Source organism: Pseudomonas sp. VD-NE ins (assembly GCF_031882575.1).
Classification (GTDB): domain Bacteria; phylum Pseudomonadota; class Gammaproteobacteria; order Pseudomonadales; family Pseudomonadaceae; genus Aquipseudomonas; species Aquipseudomonas fluorescens_BZ.
Genome location: NZ_CP134772.1, coordinates 1,746,384 through 1,766,979, shown reverse-complemented (window position 1 = coordinate 1,766,979; position 20,596 = coordinate 1,746,384). Strand labels below are relative to the sequence as shown.

Below are 20,596 nucleotides of genomic sequence, written 5' to 3'. Positions count from 1 at the left end.
TACCTTGTGCCTTATAAAGGCGTGGTGGATACACCCGCCGCAGCGTAGTTTTGGAAACTGTTCATCTGCTTGGCTATCTGCGAAATCTTGCTTGCGTAGTTCGGGTCGGTGGCGTAACCGGCCTTTTGCAACTCGCGTACAAACTGTTCTGGGTTATCGGCAGACTTCACGACATCTTGATAGCGATTATTGGTCTGCAGCAAAGTCACCAGATCGTGGAAGCTGTCCTTGTACGAGGCGTAGGAACGGAACTCGGCCGTCTCCTTGACCATCGCGCCATTGCGGAACTCGCTGGTGATCGCCCGGGCCGAATCGCCCTTCCAGTTGCTGCTCGCCTTGATGCCGAACAGGTTGTGGCTGCTACTGCCATCCTGGGCACGCATGACCGACTTGCCCCAACCGGTTTCCAACGCAGCCTGCGCCACCAGATAACGCGGATCGACGCCGATACGGTCGGCCGCTTCCTTGGCCATCGGCAGCATGGTGTTGACGAACTCGTCGGCGGAACTGAAGGCTTTCTTCGCCGGCGCCAGCGGAATCTGCGCCATGGCGCGACCGTAGACCTGCATCTGCCCGCCCGCGGCTTTTTCGCCTTCGGCGCGCGCCAGCCAGTCGCCGTTGTACAGCGGCCCGGCCCCGGTCGTGGCAGCGGTCGTGGCGCGTTGCGGCAATTGCGTGGCCGCTGCCGGCGTCGCCGACGGTACCAGCCCTGCGAGCAAACGATCGGCCAGTTTCGGTGGCAGAGCCAGACGACGCTGATTGATCAGTTCCATGTCGTTGCGATGGGCCAACTGTGTATTCGGTGCACTCACCGAACGCGACGCCCACAGCGGACGCTCGCCATTGAGCCGCGACAACGGGCCGTTGGTGGCAACTGTGCCAGCGGCAACCGGTGTGACCACGGCCGCGGCTTTTGCCTTGGCTTCTTCCTGCTTGGCGGCGGACGCGGCAGCGGCCTCGCCCGGCGCCATCGGTTTGTTCTTCGACATCTGCCGCATCAGCACGTCGGCAAGGCCAATACCACCGCCCTCGCGGGACATGGAAACGGCCAGTTGCTGGTCGTACATTTCCTGATACTGCTTGGCCGCCGGCGTGTTGAGCGGGTTGTCCTGGCCCAGCGCTTCAGTGGCCGAGCGCATCGACTTGAGCATCTCGCCGAGGAACAGCGATTCGAATTCCTGCGCCACTTTGCGCAGGTTCGCATCGCTGTTCTTGTCGCCGACCTTGAGTTGGTTCAGGCGATTGAGGTCCGAGTAGGAACCCGAATCGCTGCTGCTGACCAGACCGCTTTTGCGCATATCCATAAGGGTCGGCCTCAGATCACGATCAGGTCGGCTTGCAACGCGCCGGCCTGCTTCAGAGCTTCGAGGATGGCCATCAAGTCACCCGGTGCCGCGCCGACCTGGTTCACCGCACGCACGATCTCGTCGAGGGTGGTGCCAGGGCCGAACTTGAACATCGGTTTGGCTTCCTGCTCGGCATTCACCCGCGAGCGCGGCACGACAGCGGTCTGGCCATTGGACAGAGGGCCGGGCTGGCTGACAATCGGATCTTCGGTGATGGTCACGGTCAGGCTGCCGTGGGTCACGGCCGCTGGCGAAACCTTGACGTTCTGGCCAATGACGATGGTGCCGGTACGCGAGTTGATGATGACTTTCGCCACCGCCTGACCCGGATCGACTTCAAGGTTTTCCAGGATCGACAAGTAGTCGACGCGCTGGCTCGGATCGAGCGGCGCGGTAACGCGGATCGAGCCGCCGTCGATGGCTTGCGCGACGCCAGGGCCGAGCATGTCGTTGATCTTGTCGACGATGCGTTTGGCCGTGGTGAAGTCGGAGCGATTGAGGTTCAGCGTCAGGCTATTGCCCTGATTGAAACCGCTCGGCACCGAACGCTCCACCGAAGCACCGCCAGGGATGCGACCGGCCGACGGAACGTTGACGGTGATCTTCGAACCGTCACGACCTTCGGCATCGAAACCGCCAACCACCAGGTTGCCCTGAGCGACTGCGTAGACGTTGCCGTCGATACCCTTGAGCGGGGTCAGCAGCAAGGTGCCGCCGCGCAGGCTCTTGGAGTTACCGATCGAGGACACCGTGATGTCGACCTGCTGACCGGGCTTGGCGAACGCCGGCAAGTCGGCACTGATCGATACCGCCGCGACGTTTTTCAACTGCACGTTGCCCGATCCCGGCGGTACCTTGATGCCGAACTGCGAGAGCATGTTGTTGAAGGTCTGCAGGGTGAACGGGGTTTGCGTCGTCTGGTCACCGGTGCCATTAAGCCCGACCACCAAGCCGTAACCGATCAACTGGTTGGAACGCACGCCGGAAATGCTGGCGATATCTTTCAGCCGCTCGGCGTGGGCACCAAAGGCTGCGGACATCAGCGCCGCAGCCAGCATGAGGCTCTTGAAATTCAACGTAGCCACCTAGAAAGGGAACAGCGGGCTGAGGAAGAAACGGTCGAACCAGCCTGGCTGACTCGTATCGGCAAACGCGCCGGTACCCGAGTAGGTGATGCGTGCATCGGCGACCCGGGTCGACGACACGGTGTTGTCCGTGGCGATGTCATCGGCGCGCACCAGACCGGCGATGCGCACCAGTTCGTCACCGGTGTTCAGCGTCAGCCACTTCTCGCCCCGCACGGCGATGATGCCGTTGGGCAGCACGTCAGCGACGGTCACGGTGATCGAACCGGTCAGGCTGTTGCTTTGCCCGGACTTGGCATCACCCTTGGTCGAGCGGTCGGCACTGTAGCCGGCGTTCAGACTCAGGTCGTTGCCCCCGATCGGATTGTTAGTGGTCAGGCTGGAGCCGAACAACGAGGTCAGACCGACCTTGTTGTCGCTGTTCTTGTCCATCTGCGAGTTGGCGTTCTTGCTCGCCTGCGTGCGCTCGTTCAGGGTGATGGTGATGATGTCACCGACCCGGAAAGCCTTGCGGTCGCTGTACAGGTTCTGCTCGAAACCGGCCTGATAGATCGAGCCGTTATTGGCCGCAGCCGGCAACGGCGTGCGCGGCAACACCGGGGCGTAGTAAGGGTCATTGGGCTTGGGCGTCGGGGCGACGCAGCCCGCGAGCGAGACGACCCCACTCAATGCCAGAACAGATACAAAGCGATTCATGACCCTACCTCACGGTGTTGCAGGCGACCTCATGGCCGCCTCATAGACTTGATTACAGATTCTGCGTTACGAACGAGAGCATCTGGTCAGCGGTGGAGATCACCTTGGAGTTCATCTCGTAAGCGCGCTGAGTGGTGATCATGTTGACCATCTCTTCCACGGTGCTGACGTTGGAGGTTTCCAGGGTGTTCTGCAGGGTGGTACCGAAACCGGCCAGACCCGGGGTGCCGACTTGCGGCGCGCCGGAAGCGGCGGTTTCCAGGAACAGGTTGTTGCCCACGGCTTGCAGACCGGCCGGGTTGATGAAGTCGGCGGTTTGCAGGTTGCCGATCACCTGCGACGCGGCGTTGCCGGCGACGGTGATGGACACGGTGCCGTCACGGCCGACGGTGAAGGTCTGGGCATCGTTCGGAATGACGATGGCCGGCTCCAGAGCGAAACCGCTGGCGTTAACGATCTGGCCATTGGAATCGAGGTGGAAGGTACCGTCACGGGTGTAGGACGTGGTGCCGTCCGGCTGCAGAATCTGGAAGAAACCGCGACCGTCGATGGCCATGTCCAGCGGCTGCTCGGTGGTTTGCAGGCTACCGGCGGTGAAGTTTTTCTGGGTGCCGACGATGCGCACACCGGTACCCAATTGCAGACCCGACGGCAGTTCGCTGTCCTGGGTCGACTGAGCGCCTGGCTGACGCTTGATCTGGTAGAGCAAGTCCTGAAACTCGGCGCGATCACGTTTGAAACCCGTGGTCGACACGTTCGCCAGGTTGTTGGAAATGGTGGTCAGGTTGGTGTCCTGGGCGGACAGACCGGTTTTGGCAACCCATAGAGCCGGAAGCATTCGATTCTCCTCGTGCGCCTGTTTTTCGGCGCGACGTTCTGATAATTAGCTGATCTGCAAGACCCGAGCCATGGCCTGGTCGTCGTCTTTGGCGGTGTTCATCATCTTGACGTGCAACTCGAACTGCTTGGCCAGGGCCAGCACCGAGGTCATCTCTTCAACGGCGTTGACGTTGCTCGACTCAAGGAAACCCGACACCAGTTTGACGTTGGCATCGGCCGGCGCCGGTTGGCCGTCCTTGGTGTAGATCGAGCCGTCGAGGCCCTTGTTCATGTTCTTGATGTCCGGGTTGACCAGTTTGATCCGGTCGACTTCCGCCATGACGCGCGGGCCTTCGCCCATCGCACGAATACTGATGGTGCCGTCTTCACCGACTTCGATCTGCTGCTCGGGCGGCACGGCGATCGGACCGCCATTGCCGATCACCGGCATGCCGTTGCCGGCGCGCAGCACGCCGAGGGCGTCAACATTGAGGCTGCCGGTACGCACGTAGCTTTCGCCGCCGTTAGGGTTCTGCACGGCAATGAAACCGTTGCCGGTCACCGCGACGTCGAGGTCACGACCAGTCTGCACCAGAGAGCCCGGGGTGAAGTCGGTGGCGGGCCGTTCGCTCATGGCAAACGCACGCGCCGGAAAGCTGTCACCGAACACCGGCATCGAACGCGCCTGCTCCAGGTCGCGCTGAAAACCGTTGGTGGAGATGTTCGCCAGGTTGTTGGCATGAGCCTTCTGCGCCAGTGCGTTCTGGCTGGCGCCGGTCATTGCCACATAAAGGTACTTGTCCACACTCTTTCCTCTGCATGCCGGACGTTTGCCGCCCACCGCTGTACTGCTGAGCCATAAGCAATTTGCAGACCAACTTTTTTCTGGCGGGCAAAGACCCGGTAAACAAAGGACTTGGGGGATGGCGAGGGGAAACTTGAAATGTATCGAAGTCGAAAAACCGGCGGTGTTATGCCGCTTGGCGGCAATCCCGACCAATGATCGTTCCCACGCTCTGCGTGGGAATGCAGCCCGGGACGCTCCGCGTCCAAAACCGGACGCAGAGCGTCCATTGAGGCATTCCCACGCAGAGCGTGGGAACGATCATTCGCTGCTGCCGGGGTCTTTACCGACTTCATATTCGCGCAGCTTGTTGGCAATGGTGGTGTGTGAAACCCCCAGCCGCTTACCCAACTGCCGACTGCTCGGATGCTCGGAATACAACCGTTCCAGCACCGCTTTCTCGAAGCGCCCGACAATCTCGTCCAGCCCCCCTTCCAGCGAGAAATCGCCAAGCGGCTGACGCACGCCGTAATCCGGCAGACGAATATGCTCGGCCTTCACCGTGCCGCCATCACACAGCGAAACCGCCTGGAACAGCACGTTCTCCAGTTGGCGCACGTTACCCGGCCAGTGGTAATGACTGAGGCGATCCATCGCTGCCGGGGCCAGTTTCGGCAGCGAACAGCCAATCTGCCGACTGGCCTGATCGAGGAAGTGTTCGACCAGTGGGGTCAAGCCGTCGAGGCATTCGCGCAGCGGCGGGATGTGCAGCGACAGCACGTTCAAGCGGTGATACAAATCCTGGCGAAACTCACCGCGCGCGCACAGCTCCGACAAGTCGACCTGGGTGGCGCAGATCACCCGCACATCCAGGTAAACCTCTTCATCACTGCCGACCCGACGGAAGCAACCGTCCTGCAGAAAACGCAGCAATTTCACTTGCAAGCGCGGGCTCATTTCACCGACACCGTCGAGAAACAATGTGCCGCCCGCGGTCAACTCCAGCAGGCCGAGTTTGCCTTCAGCCCGTGCCCCTTCAAAAGCGCCCGGGCCATAACCGAACAACTCGGTCTCGGCCATCGACTCCGGCAAACCTGCGCAGTTGAGCGCCATCAACGGCGATTGTCCGCGCGGACTGGCGAGGTGGCAGGCGCGCGCCAGCAATTCCTTGCCGGTGCCGGTTTCGCCTTCAATCAATAGCGGTGCATCGAGCGGGGCCATACGCCGCGCTTCACGCACGACGGCGGCCATGACTTTGGAGCTCTGGAAGATGCTATCGAAGCCACGCAGCTCTTGCTTGCGCACGTTATAGATGCGCTCACCAACGCGGTCGGCGCGGTGCAAGGTCAGCACCGCACCGGCCATGGCCTCACTGTCGTCGTGCTCCGATTGCAGCGGCGCGATGTCAGCCAGAAAGATGTCGCCCTTGACCTTGACCCGCATGCCGTTGATTCGCGATTTGTTGGCGCGCACCAGCTCTGGCAAATCGAAATCCTCGGCGTAACGCGACAGCGGAATCCCCGGTACTTCATCGACCCGCACACCGAGCAACTGCGCCGCCGCGCGGTTAGCGGCGACGATCGAGCCGCCCATGTCGATCGACAGCACCGGAAACTCGAGCGCGCCGAGCAAGGCGTTCAACTCCATGTGCCGTCGTTCGCTGGGCATCAGCCCTACCCGCTTGACGCCAAACACCCCGGCGATCGCCTCGAATTTCGGGCGTAGCGCTTGAAACTGAATATTGATCAGGTTCGGGCAGTGCAGGTAGATCGCATTGCCGTGCTCGCCACCGACCTCACCGCGCGCGACGTTGATCCCGTAGGCCACCAGCAGGTTGAGGATGTCGCGCAGGATGCCGATGCGGTTCTGGCAGTGGACTTTGATGCGCATAAGAGAAAACCCGCCAAACCAGTCATAAGGTTAAATACAGAACCTGTGGGAGCGAGCCTGCTCGCGAAGACGGCGGCACATTCAACATTAATGTGTCAGGCAGATCGCATTCGCGAGCAGGCTCGCTCCCACAAGGGTCAGCACCACGACTTTTCTGTCGAGGCACACAGATAGTTGTCAAGATTATGTGACAGCCAACAGCCTTTTCAAACCCGTGAATCACCGCAAACGCGAGATATCCGTCAAACCGTAACGATTATTTTACGAATTAAAGAGAAATTTCCTACGCACAGGCCATTCAACCTGCTGCACATCAACCCGCTCTCAGGTAATTCTGAATCCATCGCTGGACATAACAAGAACGAATTCCCCTAGCAGGAGAGCAGTATGAAGCAGACGCAATACGTGGCCCGCGAGCCCGATGCGCAAGGTTTTATCGACTACCCCGCCGAAGAACACGCGGTCTGGAACACGCTGATCACTCGCCAGTTGAAAGTGATCGAAGGGCGTGCCTGCCAGGAGTACCTGGACGGTATCGAAAAACTCGGTCTGCCCCACGACCGCATTCCGCAACTCGGCGAAATCAACAAAGTGCTCGGCGAGACCACCGGTTGGCAGGTCGCCCGCGTGCCGGCACTGATCCCCTTTCAGACGTTTTTTGAACTGCTGGCCAGCAAGCAATTTCCGGTCGCTACGTTTATTCGTACCCGCGAAGAGCTGGATTACCTGCAAGAGCCGGATATTTTCCACGAGATCTTTGGTCACTGCCCGCTGCTGACCAACCCGTACTTCGCCGAGTTCACCCACACCTACGGCAAGCTCGGTTTGCAGGCGACCAAGGAAGAACGCGTGTACCTGGCGCGCCTGTACTGGATGACCATCGAATTCGGCCTGGTCGACACCCCGCAAGGCAAACGCATCTACGGTGGCGGCATCCTGTCCTCGCCAAAAGAAACCGTTTACTCACTGTCGGACGAACCGGAGCATCAGGCCTTCGACCCGCTCGAAGCCATGCGCACGCCGTATCGCATCGACATCCTGCAACCGCTGTACTTTGTCCTGCCGAACCTCAAGCGTCTGTTCGATGTGGCCCATGAAGACATCATGGCCATGGTTCGCCAAGGCATGCAGTTGGGTCTGCACGCACCGAAATTTCCGCCGAAACCGAAAGCCGCGTGAACCGCGACTTTTGCTGACAATTGAGCCTGTCAGTCGCCGCCACTTTGGTTTAGCGTGACGGTACTGACTGCTCAAACGCTTTAATAAAAAAAACACACTCGATTTCAGGAATACACCATGTCCACTTTGAACCAAGCCCACTGCGAAGCCTGCCGCGCCGATGCGCCACAAGTCAGCGACGAAGAACTGCCGATCCTGATCAAGCAGATCCCTGACTGGAACATCGAAGTACGCGACAGCATCATGCAACTGGAGAAGGTCTTCCTGTTCAAGAACTTCAAACACGCACTGGCCTTCACCAACGCTGTCGGCGAGATCTCCGAGGCCGAAGGTCATCACCCGGGCCTGCTGACCGAGTGGGGCAAAGTCACCGTGACCTGGTGGAGCCACTCGATCAAAGGTCTGCACCGCAACGACTTCATCATGGCCGCGCGCACTGACGAAGTGGCCAAGACCGCAGAAGGACGCAAGTAATGCACTTCGACGCCATCGGCCGGGTACCCGGCGACCCGATCCTCGGCTTGATGGAGGCGTATGCGCAGGACAGCAACCCGCGCAAATTCGACCTGGGCGTTGGCGTCTACAAGGACGCCCAGGGCCTGACGCCGATCCCGGAAGCGGTGAAAATCGCCGAAGCACGGCTGGTCGAAAGCCAGGACACCAAGACCTACATCGGTGGCCACGGCAACCCGCTGTTCGGCAAAGTCATCAATGAGCTGGTGCTTGGTGCCGACTCGAAGCTGATCGCCGAACAACGTGCCGGCGCCACCCAGACCCCGGGCGGCACCGGTGCCCTGCGTCTGGCTGCCGACTTCATCGCCCAGTGCCTGCCGGGCACAGGCGTGTGGCTGAGCAACCCGACCTGGCCGATCCACGAAACCATTTTCGCCGCGGCCGGAGTCAAGGTCAGTCACTACCCATACGTGGGCAGTGACAACCGCCTCGACGTCGACGCCATGCTCGCCGTGCTCAATCAAGTGCCGAACGGTGATGTGGTGCTGCTGCACGCGTGCTGCCACAACCCGACCGGTTTCGATTTGAATCATGACGACTGGCAGCGCGTGCTCGACGTGGTGCGCGCGCGCAATCTGCTGCCGCTGATCGACTTTGCCTACCAGGGCTTTGGCGACGGTCTGGAACAGGATGCATGGTCGACCCGCTTGTTCGCGGCAGAAATGCCCGAGCTGCTGATCACCAGTTCCTGCTCGAAGAACTTCGGCCTGTACCGCGACCGCACCGGTGCGCTGATCGTCTGCGCGAAAACTGCCGACAAGCTCATCGACATCCGCAGTCAACTGGCCAACATCGCCCGCAACCTCTGGTCAACACCGCCGGATCACGGTGCGGCGGTGGTCGCGACCATCCTCGCCGATCCAGAACTGAAAGCCCGTTGGGCCGATGAGGTGGAAGCCATGCGTCTGCGTATTGCGCAACTGCGCAGCGGCCTGGTCGAAGCGCTGGAACCGCACGGCCTGCGTGAACGCTTTGCGCACATTGGCGTGCAACGCGGGATGTTCTCTTACACCGGCCTGTCGCCGGAGCAAGTGAAACAACTGCGCGAGCATCACAGCGTGTACATGGTCAGCTCGGGCCGGGCCAACGTCGCCGGTATCGACGCCACGCGGCTCGCCCTATTGGCCGAAGCCATCGCCAGCGTCTGCAAATAGTTACTGCAACACAAAACCCTGTGGGAGCGAGCCTGCTCGCGAAAGCGGCGTGTCATTCAACGAAAATGTTGCCTGACACACTGCCTTCGCGAGCAGGCTCGCTCCCACATTTGTTTTGTGGTGACCTTATTTTTGCCCCCTGCGGCCATCTGTCGCATTAATTTGAATTAAAAGTCTGATTGTCATTTTTCCTGCTGTATCCTGCGCAGGCTTTCCAAAAGCGCGGATCTACCAGATCTATCAACAGACTTAGCGAGGAGCGCAACCATGCACGAGATTCCTAATCTCCCCTTCCCAAGCCTGCACGTACCTGAGCAGACGACCACGCAACAAGCCGGCGCGCAGCCCGAGCCGAAAGAAGCCGTTGAGAGCCGCCCGGCCGACAACGAAGAGTAAGACCCGTCGTACAGACCGTGTGGAAAGCGCTAACATGCGCTTTCCACACCGCCTGAACCCCGAGCCCGCCATGACCGACGAATTCTCCGAAAGCCAAGCTGCCGTACTGATCGGCGCCACCGAGAAAATGATCGAGATCTGGAACCGTCTCTCGCCCGAGAAACAAGCCGCCCTGCTCGCCCGTTTCGGCAGCGAAGAAAATGCCCTGGCGGCGCTGGTCACCACACAACTGGTTGCCCCGGCCAAATCCTGAAACGCCCACCCGGCAAATAGTTTTACTTTTCCCGCCCCAGATCCGTCCGCGCCGGTATCATAAGCAGCCTATCTAATCTGCCGCTCCCGTGGATCGTTACCCATGTCATCCTCTATGCCAGAACCCCAGCGCCCCCTGGCGGTCACGCTGCAAGTCGTTTCCATCGTCCTCTTCACCTTTATCGGTTACCTGAACATCGGCATTCCGCTCGCGGTGTTGCCGGGCTACGTCCACAGTGACCTGGGCTTTGGTGCGGTGATCGCCGGTCTGGTGATCAGCGTGCAATACCTCGCGACCCTGCTCAGCCGCCCGTATGCCGGCAAGATCATCGATAATCAGGGCAGTAAACGTGCGGTGATGATTGGCCTGGCCGGGTGCGGCTTGAGCGGTGTGTTCATGCTGATTTCGGCGTGGACTCCGAGCATGCCGATGCTCAGTTTGATCAGTCTGTTGATCGGTCGTCTGGTGCTGGGCAGCGCGGAAAGCCTTGTCGGCTCCGGCTCGATTGGCTGGGGCATTGGCCGGGTCGGCGCAGCAAACACCGCCAAGGTGATTTCCTGGAACGGCATCGCCAGTTACGGCGCACTGGCGGTCGGCGCCCCGTTCGGTGTGTGGCTGGTCGGCCAGTTGGGTCTGTGGAGCATGGGCGTCAGCATCATCCTGCTCGCCGCGCTGGGCCTGTTGCTGGCCTGGCCGAAAACGCCGGCACCGATTGTCGCCGGCGAACGCCTGCCGTTCATGCATGTGCTCGGCAAAGTGTTTCCCCATGGCTGCGGTCTGGCGCTGGGCTCGATCGGCTTCGGCACCATCGCCACCTTCATCACCCTCTATTACGCCACCCAGCATTGGGACAACGCGGTGCTGTGCCTGAGCCTGTTCGGTGCCAGCTTCATCGGTGCGCGATTGCTGTTTGGCAACCTGATCAACCGTCTCGGCGGCTTTCGCGTGGCGATTGCCTGTCTGTCGGTGGAAACCCTTGGTCTGCTGCTGTTGTGGCTGGCGCCGGACGCACATTGGGCGCTGGCCGGTGCGGCGTTGAGCGGGTTTGGTTTCTCGCTGGTGTTCCCAGCGCTGGGTGTGGAAGCGGTGAATCTGGTGCCGGCGTCCAGTCGCGGCGCAGCCGTCGGGGCTTACTCGCTGTTCATCGACTTGTCGCTGGGGATCACCGGGCCATTGGCCGGGGCGATTGCGGCGGGATTCGGTTTTGCCTCTATCTTCCTCTTCGCCGCCCTCGCCTCGCTAAGTGGATTGGCACTGAGCGTGTATCTGTACAAGCACACCGCCAAGTACCGCGAAGACTAGAAGTCCACTTTGCCGCGCCCGGCCTTGATACTGCCGCGTTTGGTTTTCGATTCGAGCCGACGCTTCTTTGAGCCGAGGGTCGGTTTGGTCGGACGGCGCTTCTTTTCGACTTTGGTCGCGCTGAGAATCAGCTCGACCAGACGCTCCAGCGCATCGGCGCGATTGGCTTCCTGCGTGCGATATTGCTGGGCCTTGATGATCAGCACGCCGTCGCTGGTGATGCGACTGTCACGCAGCGCCAGCAGCCGCTCCTTGTAGAACTCGGGCAACGACGAGGCAGGAATGTCGAAGCGCAGGTGCATGGCGCTGGAGACCTTGTTGACGTTCTGCCCACCGGCGCCTTGCGCGCGGATGGCCGTCAGTTCGATCTCGGCATCCGGCAGATGCACGTTGTTGGAAATCACCAGCATGGAAAAACGTCCGTAATCAGAACGCGCAGGATACCGCGAAACAGGCCCAGAACCTGCTGAAGATCCACTGCAGACCTTCGCCTGTTCACGCTGAGGTCAGTGCAATCGCCATCGATTTGTCAGAAATCATCAGCCGCCCAAGTGCGCAACTTCTTGCGCACCTGCCTTCGAAAAAACGCCCACCAATCGCCTGCAGCCCGTGTCACACGGGCCCTGTAGCCGAGTGCGCAAGAAGTTGCACAGCACTGCGCAACTTCTTGCGCACTTTGAGGCTGTTTCCCCAGTAAAAATCGATTTATCCCACAGGCATCCGCCGCAAACCCTTACAGGGTAGTGGCCATATAGTGGCTGGCACGGATTTTGATATCAAATCGGCACTAACGCGTGCTGAACGCAGGCAGGAAAGACAGGGTAGCTCGCCGAGCCAGCCACCCTCGGTCAAAGGAATGACGCAATGAAAGACGCAATTCGCTTGGGCGACTCCACCACGCACGGTGGCAAGGTCCTCGAAGCCTTCTCTCAGACCGACCTCAACGGCAAGCCGATTGCCGGGGTCGGTCACAAGGTCAGTTGCCCATTGTGCAAAGGGGTTTTCCCGATTGCCGAGGGCAGCAGCACCTACACCGTCGATGGCACCCCCATCGCACTGGACGGCATGAAAACCGCCTGCGGCGCCGCGCTGATCGCCAGTGGCCCGAAAGGCGCTGTCGTCAGCTAATCCCGTTTTTGACTTTGATGCGTACCTCCGAGAGGCGGCTTGTTGTCGCCCGCTCGTTGAGGTCTCGGTGAATACAGCCTCGATGACGACCCGGTGTGGAATCACAAGGCGACGGCATTACCGTTTGATGCGTTGGCCTGGTATCAGTGTGATCACCTGGGTACGCCGCAGGAATTGACGGACTCGCACGGCAACATGGCCTGGACCGCGCAATACAAGGCGTGGGGGCAGGTGACGGAGCAGCGTTCGCAGTGGGCGCGGCAGCATGGCGTGATGAACCCGATACGGTTCCAGGGGCAGTACTACGATCATGAGACAGGGCTGCATTACAACCGGTATCGTTATTACGATCCAAGCGTAGGTCGTTTTATCAGCCAAGACCCGATTGGCTACGCTGGAGGTTTGAACCTCTTCGAGTACGCTCCGAATCCTTCGAACTGGGTCGATCCATTAGGATTGGCTAAAAAAGGTGCACAATCTGGAGGCACACCCAAACAGGCTCAATCAAAGGTTAGAAGAGGCCAAGCACCTGCGGAAATTACTCGAATTGACGAGCCTGAACAGAGTGTACCTAGCAGCCAATGGCATGCACACTGCAAGTGCGGGTCCGGATACAATCTTGATGGGTCAATACATGATAAAGGAAAAGGGGACGTGACTTTTTCCAAGAAAACAAAAGAATGGCTAAACGATCATGGATGGAGTATCCCTTAAATGAAACTGGTTGAACTTTATAACAAAATCATAAGTAAAGAACCGTACAACAACATGAACGTGTTCTTTGAAAGCTACGAAAGCTTCGAAGAGATACCGATCGTATCCAGATACAGCCGCTTGGATTTTTTAAAAGAGGAGATGAACAACGATAAAGTTTCGGAACTCCTAGTGAGTACCGCTATCTTTTTAATGAATTCTATAAAGATAATGGGGACGACAGACAAGCCAGATTTCTACGCCATTACTTTCACCGATTTTGATGGACTAGATGAGGGTGACGTCATTATTCCAAATATTTTTGTTTATCCAGGATCTGCTTCAAACGGGTTTGTGGATAAGATACGCGTAAAAAAAAGAAAAGCAGTGTCACGAGAAATGAAAGAAGTAAAAAAGAACTTTCACATGTTAGGTTTTGAGACTGTTTTTGACTTTCATGAAAGCAGGTTTTATGACTCCGCATCCAAAGATGAAATTGTTAGGATTTTTGCCGTCCCAAAAATATCGAGCAGTAAAATTAAGGAGTCAAACTCTTTAAGCTCTGAGCATTAAGGTGTTACGCATGTGCAATATCAAACACCTAGATAAAAAATATTTTTTACATTCGAATTATGAAGCCTGACGAATTCAAGTTAATGCTTAATGACCTATTTCAACTGAAAATATAGACAATATAGAAATAACTCTTGAAACCAACTTCATCGGGGCGACCGTTAATGCAGAAACGCTGCCTACGCCTGGACGCTCCCAATGCACCCGCTGATCGAACTTCCCGAGACTCTCCACCCACTGTTCCTGGCTGCCGGTTGGCCTGTCACCCATATCGAGCCATTGCCGGATTTCGTCCCGCGCGAACATCCGGCCGCTGCTCTGCTCGAACAACTGGCCGGCCTGACCGTCGGCACCTGCGGCCCAGGCGAAGACTGCGCTACCAGCGATGTAGCGTTTCGCGCCTTTGAGCACCTGTATGGAGATGAAGACTTCTTGGCCTGGCAGCAACGCTTGGGCAGCACCTTGGTGAACATCGCCGAAATTCATCATGGCGACGCTGCACTGTTGATGGACGAAAAAGGTCACTGCTACGCCTTGAGTTTCATTCATGACGGGTTCTGGCTGCAGGGCAGAAATTTTGTCGAGGCGATGGAAAAGCTAGTGTTTGGGCGCAAGTGCGGTGAGCAAGTGGCGCTGGCCACACCGGGCGCCGTGCCAGTTGATTAAATCCCTCTGCTTTTAGCAACGGTCTAAAAAGGGTTCCTATTTAACATGCCTATTATTCAGGTATTGAAGCCTCACTCCACCTTGAGATCGCCGCTCACGGACTCACGTGCGCATCTGGACTCTGCACCGAGTTCCAGCCCTATTTCGAGTATCATCTCCACCTTTGCCCTCAAGACCTCAATGCAGGAAGCATACCCATGACCAACAAAGCAGTTATCGTATTCAGCGGCGGGCAGGACTCCACCACATGCTTGATCCACGCCCTGACCCACTACGATGAAGTCCACTGCATCACGTTCGACTATGGTCAGCGTCATCACGCAGAAATTGAAGTGGCGCAGCAGCTGTCGAAAAAGCTCGGTGTGACCGTGCATAAAACGCTGGATGTGTCCTTGCTCAATGAACTGGCCATCAGCAGCCTGACCCGCGATAACATTCCGGTCCCGACCGTGAACAGTTCCGGCGAGAGCCTGCCAAGCACCTTTGTTCCGGGGCGGAACATTCTGTTTCTGACCCTGGCTTCTATCTATGCCTATCAAGTCCGGGCCAAAACGGTCATTACCGGTGTCTGTGAAACCGACTTCTCGGGCTATCCCGATTGCCGGGATGAATTCGTCAAGGCGTTGAATAAAGCCCTTGAATTAGGCATGGATTACAAGCTGCAACTGGATACGCCATTGATGTGGCTGAACAAGGCCGAGACCTGGGCCTTGGCTGATTACCACCATCAGCTGGACCTGGTTCGCGAAGAAACACTGACTTGCTACAACGGCATCAAAGGCACTGGATGCTCCGATTGTGATGCCTGTAATCTTCGTGCCAAAGGCTTGAACGAGTTTCTGAACAATAAAGTGCAGGTGACTCAAAGTCTGAAAGGGAAACTTGGCTTAAAGTAATACTGCAACAAGAAGCGCTCACTCAAGCATGCCGAGTGAGCGCTCTCCTTTCTTTATTGCGTCTGCGCACCCGTCAGGTATTTCTTGAACAATGATCTTGCGCCGTAGGCTGGCAAGATATTAAAGAAGGCAAAACCTACCTTGATTGCGATCTGAACATAGATCATGCCCAGTATCGCGCTATTTTCCATCGTCCCGTAGAAAGCGATATAGCAGAACAGAAAGCTGTCGATGATCACAGCAAACAATGTGCTTAAAAACACTCGCAAGAACAGAAATCTGGAATTTGTCAGCTCTTTAATCTTGCACAACAGGTACGAGTTTATATTCTCGGAAACCAGAAACGATATAGAAGACGCTACCAGAACTGCTGACAACTGACTGATAACATCATTGTAAGCGCCATCGAGCTTCCAGCCCGGCAGACCCGGAAGATGGGTCGTGATGGCCAGCAGAATGATAATCGCGGCGTTGCTGATGAACGCGAACAGGATCGCTTTTCGCGCGAGCCTCAGGCCAAACGTTTCGTTGAGCAAGTCGACGATCAGGAATGTCAGCGGATAGAGAAAGGTGCCTGGCGTGACGACAATATCGAAATACTCGAGGTAGATCGGTTTTGTCGCAGCAATGCTGGTGAAGATGTAAAGCGTGAACAGCATCAGGTTCAGGATGATGTAGATCATCCAGGAACTCTCATGCCGGTCATTGATTTCGTAAGCGGTGAGTGCGCCGCCCTGGGAGTAAAACTTCTTGTAGAGGTTTTTCACTTCGATTTTATTCAGATTATCCATAATCTCACTATTCAACACTTCACTTAGCTTTATTTTAATTATTTTGCCTGTCGCGATGACCATGATGACGGCCAGGCTTTTTCCATTCTCGAATCCCAGCAACTTGTACTTGCTGTTTTCAACTTCAAAACTGCAATCCATTAAATCGTTCCTCGATTACATCTCCGATCACGCATACACGATCCGTATCAAAGTTGCCTTCATGGCTTATAGATAACTTCGCTGTGATTTTGTCATACACCAGCTTTTCCCTGTCGCTGGTCGATGCTCCTTTCTGCACGATCAATAGATCGCCGGGTTCATTCATGCCGCTGATTTCGTTTTCCAGAAGCACGCCAATCAGGTTGAAGGACGCGCCAAAATAGTAAGTCAGCGGATAGATAGTGGCTAACTCGCCAATTCTTTTATCCAGACTTTGCAGCAGCATACTTTCCTTGATGACAGGCACCGCCGCCGGATTCATGTTCCCCTGTGGCGAAATACTGCTTTCGATGATTTCCTTCTCTTCAAAATCAATCGTCTCTATTTCTTCGTAAGACACCCCGAAGAAATCAGAAATCTTGCGCACAGTAGACTGCTGGACATTGACCACCTTGCCTTCAAGGATGTTGTAGATGGTCGTTCGGGTCAAACCACTGGAGTTGCACAAGGACAGTTGCGTTTCCCCGCGACTCTTTATCAGGTATTTGATGTTGTTCTTCAGATTCTCCGATCTTTCTCTTCTGTGCATCACATGCTTATCATCCATTTTTAACTGCAATCAATGTCACGTCCCGAATGATCATTCCGGACATACACAAGTGAGGTAGGAAATTGCAGTTATATCCCTGTCAGTGCCGCGCAGGATCATAGCATTCTCCCTCCCTGGGTTCGGTATAAAAAGTCAGCTTTCACAGGCCGCTTCCGCCAACGTGCCGGGCCATTTCAGCCTTGGTAATGACTCGTCAGTTCCTGTCGACTTCCACCCCAGGCCTGAAAATCGGCCCCGGGCAATGCCTGTTTTACACCCGACGCGACTACAAAAAGAATCATTTTCTTTGAAGAATGTTCATTTTTTTGATTAATTCTGTGGCGTTCCTCACTGAAAAATTTATGATGCGTGGAGCCGGCTTCTCATTTTTAGTGAGTGAAAGAACAAAAACGGGAGGCCTGTACAGGGTTTAGTTTTGCACGCACAGCCGTCAGAACACGGATTCGCCTGTACAGATCTGGCAAGCAAGGACATGCGCAAATCTCGCGAAACCAGGGAAGGAATAAAGCAATGGCAGTCATAACTGAACCGCTCGAGAACCAGTCGAACTTACTGCAACGTGGCCTCGCGGATCTTCGCGCAGAAGACGCCGAACTGGCGGCGATTCTCGACGCTGAAGTCACGCGTCAACAGCACACGCTTTCACTGGTCTCGTCCTCCTGCGCAGTCCAGCCGCGAACCTTGGCGGCCTGCGCTTCCGTGCTGGTCAACGTGACCGCCGAAGGTATGCCCGGCAAGCGCCACAGCGCAGGGTGCGAGAATGTCGAGTTGGTCGAATCGCTGGCCATCCGCAGGGCGCGGCAACTGTTCACGGCTCAATACGCCAACGTGCAGCCACACTCAGCGTCGAACGCCATTTACCAGGTGCTCACGTCGCTGCTTGAGCCGGGCGATACGTTGCTAGGCATGGCAGTGGAGCACGGCGGCCATCTCACACATGGCAGCCTCGCCGCGTTTTCCGGCGCCTACCACAAGGCGATTCAGTACGGCACGACATCGGACGGCCTGATCGATTACGACAAGGTACGCCTGCTCGCACTCGCCCATCGCCCACGCGTCATCCTCTGCGGCGCCACCGCCTATTCCCGCGTGGTGGACTTCCAGCGGTTTCGTGAAATTGCCGATGAGGCCGGAGCCATCCTGCTCGCCGACATTTCGCATATCGCCGGGCTGGTCGCCACCGGGCGCCATCCAAGTCCGATCGACGCCGCACACGTCACCGTCACCTGCACGCACAAGCAACTCGCCGGGCCTCGGGGTGGCGTGATTCTCAGCGGTGCTGATGCGAACACCAAGATTCCCGGTTTGCGGACCACCTTCAGTCGCCTGCTTGATCAAGCCGTTTACCCGCGAATGCAAGGCGCGCCGGCCGCCAATATGATCGCCGCGAAGGCTGCCGCGCTGGGTTACGCAATGTCAGCAGCATTCGATACCTGCATGGCGCAGATCCGCAGTACAGCGGATGAAATGGCCAGAGCGTTTCAGGCCAAGGATTATGAGGTGGTCGGCGGCTGCAGTGAAAACCATACCGTGCTGGTTCGTTTGCGTGGAGGCATTACCGGCGCCATCGCGGAGGCGGCGTTGGGGCACTGCGGGATCATCGTCAACAGACATCGCGTACCCGACGATCACCGTTCGGCACTGGTTACCAGCGGACTGCGTATCGGCACGGGCGCTCTGGCGCAACGCCGGGTCGATGTCCACGGCAGCCGCCAGATCGTCGATTTGATCGTGCGGATTCTGAATACCGTGGCGCCGCTCGGCGAACAGGATTACACCCTGGAGCCCTTGCTCCTTGCGCAGTTTCGCTCAGAGGTCGAAACCCTGTGCAGGGACTATCCTTTTATCGACTATCAATAGCGCCCCAACATTTGCATCCATAAAAAAACCCGGCACTCCGGCCGGGTTTTGTGTTTCTGCGTCAGCGCTTACTTGGCAGCACCTGTCGCGTGCACGGCCTGCTGCGCGCCGCGCTTGTTCTTGATCACGTAGCAGACCCACATGAACACGACCCACACCGGAATCGCATACACCGAGATCTGAATGCCCGGGATCAGCAGCATCACGCCGAGGATGAACGCGACGAACGCCAGGCAGATATAGTTGCCGTACGGGTACCACAGCGCCTTGAACAGCGGCGTCTGCTGAGTCTTGTTCATGTGCTCACGGAACTTGAAGTGCGAGAAGCTGATCATCGCCCAGTTGATCACCAGCGTTGCAACCACCAGCGACATCAGCAGTTCCAGCGCGTGCTGTGGGATCAAGTAGTTGAGCAACACAGCGACCAGTGTCACTGCCGCCGAAGCCAGGATCGACCGCACCGGCACGCCGCGCTTGTCGATCTTCGCCAGACCTTTCGGCGCATCGCCCTGCTCGGCCATGCCCAGCAGCATGCGGCTGTTGCAGTAGGTGCCGCTGTTGTACACCGACAACGCTGCGGTCAACACCACAAAGTTGAGGATGTGCGCGGCGGTGTTGCTGCCGAGCATCGAGAACACTTGCACGAACGGGCTGCCGCTGTACGAATCGCCGGACGCGTTGAGGGTTTCCAGCAGACTGTCCCATGGGGTCAGCGACAGCAGGATCACCAGTGCACCGATGTAGAAAATCAGGATCCGGTAGATCACCTGGTTGATCGCTTTGGGGATCACGGTTTTCGGCTTGTCGGCTTCAGCAGCGGTGAAACCGAGCATTTCCAGACCGCCGAAGGAGAACATGATGATCGCCATGGCCATCACCAGACCGCTCACCCCGTTCGGGAAGAACCCGCCGTGCGACCACAGGTTGGTTACCGACGCTTGCGGGCCGCCGTTGCCGCTGACCAGCAGGTAGCTGCCGAGCGCAATCATGCCGACGATCGCCACAACCTTGATGATCGCGAACCAGAACTCGGCTTCACCAAAGACTTTGACGTTGGCCAGGTTGATCGCGTTGATCAGCACGAAGAAGGCTGCCGCAGACACCCAGGTCGGGATGTCCGGCGCCCAGTAGTGGATGTATTTGCCGACCGCGGTCAGCTCCGACATGCCCACCAGAATGTACAGAATCCAGCAGTTCCAGCCCGACAGGAAGCCGGCAAAGCCGCCCCAGTACTTGTGCGCGAAATGGCTGAAGGAACCGGCCACCGGCTCTTCGACAATCATCTCGCCGAGCTGGCGCATGATCATGAAGGCGATGAAGCCGCAGATGGCGTAGCCGAGGATCATCGACGGGCCGGCGGATTTCAGTACCCCGGCCGAGCCGAGGAACAATCCGGTACCGATCGCGCCACCAAGGGCGATCAGTTGAATGTGGCGATTTTTCAGGCCGCGTTTCAGCTCGCCTGATTGCGAGGGTTGTCCACTCATGAAAAAGGTCTCACGCAAGGTTTGATGGTGTTCAGTAGACGTTGCTGCAAGGTTGCGATTTCAGGCAGCCCCGATCAAACCCCAGCGCAGGCACCAGGAGTTCAGCTTGTTTACAACGGTCATGCGTCACCTGTTTGTTTTTATCTGTGACGAAATCGAACCCGAAACGCTTGTGGCGCCACGGAGTGAACAAGGCGGGTAGCCTTGAGATTTGCGCGATTACGCAGAGGGTCACAGTTAAAACGCGGCGCATTGTACACCGCTAACCCCCTGCTGCCAGACCCCGCTGGATCAGCGTGGCGTTTGCCGGGATTGCGTGTGTCCGCCTCGAGAC

Annotated in this window: 21 protein-coding genes and 1 pseudogene; 12 read left to right on the top strand and 10 right to left on the bottom strand. The window is 57.5% G+C overall.

Annotation, left to right across the window (positions count from 1 at the left end; genetic code table 11):
- Positions 1–11 precede the first annotated feature (11 nt).
- The 6 genes from flgJ to RMV17_RS07735 all read right to left on the bottom strand — a co-directional run bounded on the left by flgJ (position 12) and on the right by RMV17_RS07735 (position 6,620).
- Positions 12–1,304: a flagellar assembly peptidoglycan hydrolase FlgJ gene (gene flgJ, locus RMV17_RS07760; protein WP_311886175.1), complete on the bottom strand. Its 1,293-nt coding sequence runs from the start codon at positions 1,302–1,304 to the stop codon at positions 12–14.
- Positions 1,305–1,315: 11 nt separating this feature from the next.
- Complete coding sequence (locus RMV17_RS07755; RefSeq protein WP_176091703.1) at positions 1,316–2,404, bottom strand: flagellar basal body P-ring protein FlgI; 1,089 nt, start codon at positions 2,402–2,404, stop codon at positions 1,316–1,318.
- A 27-nt stretch (positions 2,405–2,431) separates the two neighbouring features.
- The gene (flgH, locus tag RMV17_RS07750) at positions 2,432–3,127 is read right to left on the bottom strand and encodes a flagellar basal body L-ring protein FlgH (RefSeq protein ID WP_038363773.1); all 696 of its coding nucleotides are present in this window, start codon (positions 3,125–3,127) and stop codon (positions 2,432–2,434) included.
- Between the two features lie 52 nt (positions 3,128–3,179).
- A complete protein-coding gene (flgG, locus tag RMV17_RS07745; protein WP_007920118.1) occupies positions 3,180–3,965 on the bottom strand; it encodes a flagellar basal-body rod protein FlgG in 786 nt (261 codons plus the stop codon).
- A gap of 45 nt (positions 3,966–4,010) precedes the next feature.
- Entirely contained in the window at positions 4,011–4,751 is a 741-nt protein-coding gene (locus RMV17_RS07740) for a flagellar basal body rod protein FlgF (RefSeq protein ID WP_007920119.1), read from the bottom strand.
- 300 nt (positions 4,752–5,051) lie between these two features.
- The gene (locus tag RMV17_RS07735) at positions 5,052–6,620 is read right to left on the bottom strand and encodes a sigma-54-dependent transcriptional regulator (protein ID WP_108225913.1); all 1,569 of its coding nucleotides are present in this window, start codon (positions 6,618–6,620) and stop codon (positions 5,052–5,054) included.
- 387 nt (positions 6,621–7,007) lie between these two features.
- Here RMV17_RS07735 and phhA point away from each other — a divergent pair, with 387 nt between their 5' ends.
- From phhA to RMV17_RS07705, 6 genes are all read left to right on the top strand, one after another.
- Positions 7,008–7,799 (top strand): phenylalanine 4-monooxygenase, encoded by a 792-nt coding sequence (phhA, locus tag RMV17_RS07730; protein WP_007920123.1) that lies wholly within the window; start codon positions 7,008–7,010, stop codon positions 7,797–7,799.
- Positions 7,800–7,916: 117 nt separating this feature from the next.
- The gene (locus RMV17_RS07725) at positions 7,917–8,273 is read left to right on the top strand and encodes a 4a-hydroxytetrahydrobiopterin dehydratase (protein WP_003222798.1); all 357 of its coding nucleotides are present in this window, start codon (positions 7,917–7,919) and stop codon (positions 8,271–8,273) included.
- Positions 8,273–9,466, top strand: a complete 1,194-nt coding sequence (locus RMV17_RS07720; protein WP_311886174.1) for an amino acid aminotransferase — start codon at positions 8,273–8,275, stop codon at positions 9,464–9,466. The genes RMV17_RS07725 and RMV17_RS07720 overlap by 1 nt, the downstream gene beginning before the upstream one ends.
- Before the next feature lie 267 nt (positions 9,467–9,733).
- Positions 9,734–9,862 carry a hypothetical protein gene (locus tag RMV17_RS07715; RefSeq protein WP_268989368.1) on the top strand — a complete coding sequence of 43 codons (129 nt, stop codon included), beginning with the start codon at positions 9,734–9,736 and terminating at the stop codon, positions 9,860–9,862.
- Positions 9,863–9,932: 70 nt separating this feature from the next.
- Entirely contained in the window at positions 9,933–10,115 is a 183-nt protein-coding gene (locus tag RMV17_RS07710; RefSeq protein WP_025113527.1) for a hypothetical protein, read from the top strand.
- A gap of 114 nt (positions 10,116–10,229) precedes the next feature.
- Positions 10,230–11,417: an MFS transporter gene (locus tag RMV17_RS07705; RefSeq protein ID WP_176091702.1), complete on the top strand. Its 1,188-nt coding sequence runs from the start codon at positions 10,230–10,232 to the stop codon at positions 11,415–11,417.
- Here the strand turns inward: RMV17_RS07705 and arfB are convergent.
- Positions 11,414–11,827 (bottom strand): alternative ribosome rescue aminoacyl-tRNA hydrolase ArfB, encoded by a 414-nt coding sequence (gene arfB, locus RMV17_RS07700; RefSeq protein ID WP_007920134.1) that lies wholly within the window; start codon positions 11,825–11,827, stop codon positions 11,414–11,416. The genes RMV17_RS07705 and arfB overlap by 4 nt on opposite strands.
- Before the next feature lie 454 nt (positions 11,828–12,281).
- Between arfB and RMV17_RS07695 the strand changes: the two genes are divergently transcribed.
- From RMV17_RS07695 to queC, 5 genes and pseudogenes are all read left to right on the top strand, one after another.
- Positions 12,282–12,545: a PAAR domain-containing protein gene (locus tag RMV17_RS07695; protein ID WP_108225915.1), complete on the top strand. Its 264-nt coding sequence runs from the start codon at positions 12,282–12,284 to the stop codon at positions 12,543–12,545.
- A 69-nt stretch (positions 12,546–12,614) separates the two neighbouring features.
- A pseudogene (locus tag RMV17_RS30090) lies at positions 12,615–13,014 on the top strand (RHS repeat-associated core domain-containing protein); the annotation flags it as partial.
- A gap of 245 nt (positions 13,015–13,259) precedes the next feature.
- A complete protein-coding gene (locus RMV17_RS07685; RefSeq protein WP_311886172.1) occupies positions 13,260–13,811 on the top strand; it encodes an Imm15 family immunity protein in 552 nt (183 codons plus the stop codon).
- Between the two features lie 198 nt (positions 13,812–14,009).
- Complete coding sequence (locus RMV17_RS07680) at positions 14,010–14,477, top strand: SUKH-3 domain-containing protein (RefSeq protein WP_311886171.1); 468 nt, start codon at positions 14,010–14,012, stop codon at positions 14,475–14,477.
- A 197-nt stretch (positions 14,478–14,674) separates the two neighbouring features.
- A complete protein-coding gene (queC, locus tag RMV17_RS07675; protein WP_311886170.1) occupies positions 14,675–15,373 on the top strand; it encodes a 7-cyano-7-deazaguanine synthase QueC in 699 nt (232 codons plus the stop codon).
- 53 nt (positions 15,374–15,426) lie between these two features.
- Here the strand turns inward: queC and RMV17_RS07670 are convergent, their stop codons facing one another.
- Together RMV17_RS07670 and RMV17_RS07665 are read right to left on the bottom strand one after the other, a co-directional pair.
- Positions 15,427–16,305: a queuosine precursor transporter gene (locus RMV17_RS07670; protein WP_311886169.1), complete on the bottom strand. Its 879-nt coding sequence runs from the start codon at positions 16,303–16,305 to the stop codon at positions 15,427–15,429.
- Complete coding sequence (locus RMV17_RS07665; RefSeq protein ID WP_311887023.1) at positions 16,289–16,894, bottom strand: helix-turn-helix transcriptional regulator; 606 nt, start codon at positions 16,892–16,894, stop codon at positions 16,289–16,291. The genes RMV17_RS07670 and RMV17_RS07665 overlap by 17 nt, the downstream gene beginning before the upstream one ends.
- A 531-nt stretch (positions 16,895–17,425) precedes the next feature.
- Between RMV17_RS07665 and glyA the strand changes: the two genes are divergently transcribed.
- Positions 17,426–18,775: a serine hydroxymethyltransferase gene (gene glyA, locus RMV17_RS07660; RefSeq protein ID WP_311886168.1), complete on the top strand. Its 1,350-nt coding sequence runs from the start codon at positions 17,426–17,428 to the stop codon at positions 18,773–18,775.
- A 68-nt stretch (positions 18,776–18,843) separates the two neighbouring features.
- Here glyA and RMV17_RS07655 read toward each other — a convergent pair whose 3' ends face one another.
- On the bottom strand, positions 18,844–20,262 hold the full coding sequence (locus tag RMV17_RS07655; protein ID WP_311886167.1) for an amino acid permease: 1,419 nt from the start codon (positions 20,260–20,262) through the stop codon (positions 18,844–18,846).
- Positions 20,263–20,596: the final 334 nt, after the last annotated feature.

What these genes read in the sequence shown, in the direction of transcription:
- flgJ (WP_311886175.1), bottom strand. Translation starts at nt 1,304, where the DNA reads ATGGATATGCGCAAAAGCGGTCTGGTCAGCAGCAGCGATTCGGGTTCC.
- RMV17_RS07755 (WP_176091703.1), bottom strand. Translation starts at nt 2,404, where the DNA reads ATGCTGGCTGCGGCGCTGATGTCCGCAGCCTTTGGTGCCCACGCCGAG.
- flgH (WP_038363773.1), bottom strand. Translation starts at nt 3,127, where the DNA reads ATGAATCGCTTTGTATCTGTTCTGGCATTGAGTGGGGTCGTCTCGCTC.
- flgG (WP_007920118.1), bottom strand. Translation starts at nt 3,965, where the DNA reads ATGCTTCCGGCTCTATGGGTTGCCAAAACCGGTCTGTCCGCCCAGGAC.
- RMV17_RS07735 (WP_108225913.1), bottom strand. Translation starts at nt 6,620, where the DNA reads ATGCGCATCAAAGTCCACTGCCAGAACCGCATCGGCATCCTGCGCGAC.
- phhA (WP_007920123.1), top strand. Translation starts at nt 7,008, where the DNA reads ATGAAGCAGACGCAATACGTGGCCCGCGAGCCCGATGCGCAAGGTTTT.
- RMV17_RS07725 (WP_003222798.1), top strand. Translation starts at nt 7,917, where the DNA reads ATGTCCACTTTGAACCAAGCCCACTGCGAAGCCTGCCGCGCCGATGCG.
- RMV17_RS07720 (WP_311886174.1), top strand. Translation starts at nt 8,273, where the DNA reads ATGCACTTCGACGCCATCGGCCGGGTACCCGGCGACCCGATCCTCGGC.
- RMV17_RS07715 (WP_268989368.1), top strand. Translation starts at nt 9,734, where the DNA reads ATGCACGAGATTCCTAATCTCCCCTTCCCAAGCCTGCACGTACCTGAG.
- RMV17_RS07710 (WP_025113527.1), top strand. Translation starts at nt 9,933, where the DNA reads ATGACCGACGAATTCTCCGAAAGCCAAGCTGCCGTACTGATCGGCGCC.
- RMV17_RS07705 (WP_176091702.1), top strand. Translation starts at nt 10,230, where the DNA reads ATGCCAGAACCCCAGCGCCCCCTGGCGGTCACGCTGCAAGTCGTTTCC.
- arfB (WP_007920134.1), bottom strand. Translation starts at nt 11,827, where the DNA reads ATGCTGGTGATTTCCAACAACGTGCATCTGCCGGATGCCGAGATCGAA.
- RMV17_RS07695 (WP_108225915.1), top strand. Translation starts at nt 12,282, where the DNA reads ATGAAAGACGCAATTCGCTTGGGCGACTCCACCACGCACGGTGGCAAG.
- RMV17_RS07685 (WP_311886172.1), top strand. Translation starts at nt 13,260, where the DNA reads ATGAAACTGGTTGAACTTTATAACAAAATCATAAGTAAAGAACCGTAC.
- RMV17_RS07680 (WP_311886171.1), top strand. Translation starts at nt 14,010, where the DNA reads ATGCACCCGCTGATCGAACTTCCCGAGACTCTCCACCCACTGTTCCTG.
- queC (WP_311886170.1), top strand. Translation starts at nt 14,675, where the DNA reads ATGACCAACAAAGCAGTTATCGTATTCAGCGGCGGGCAGGACTCCACC.
- RMV17_RS07670 (WP_311886169.1), bottom strand. Translation starts at nt 16,305, where the DNA reads ATGGATTGCAGTTTTGAAGTTGAAAACAGCAAGTACAAGTTGCTGGGA.
- RMV17_RS07665 (WP_311887023.1), bottom strand. Translation starts at nt 16,894, where the DNA reads ATGCACAGAAGAGAAAGATCGGAGAATCTGAAGAACAACATCAAATAC.
- glyA (WP_311886168.1), top strand. Translation starts at nt 17,426, where the DNA reads ATGGCAGTCATAACTGAACCGCTCGAGAACCAGTCGAACTTACTGCAA.
- RMV17_RS07655 (WP_311886167.1), bottom strand. Translation starts at nt 20,262, where the DNA reads ATGAGTGGACAACCCTCGCAATCAGGCGAGCTGAAACGCGGCCTGAAA.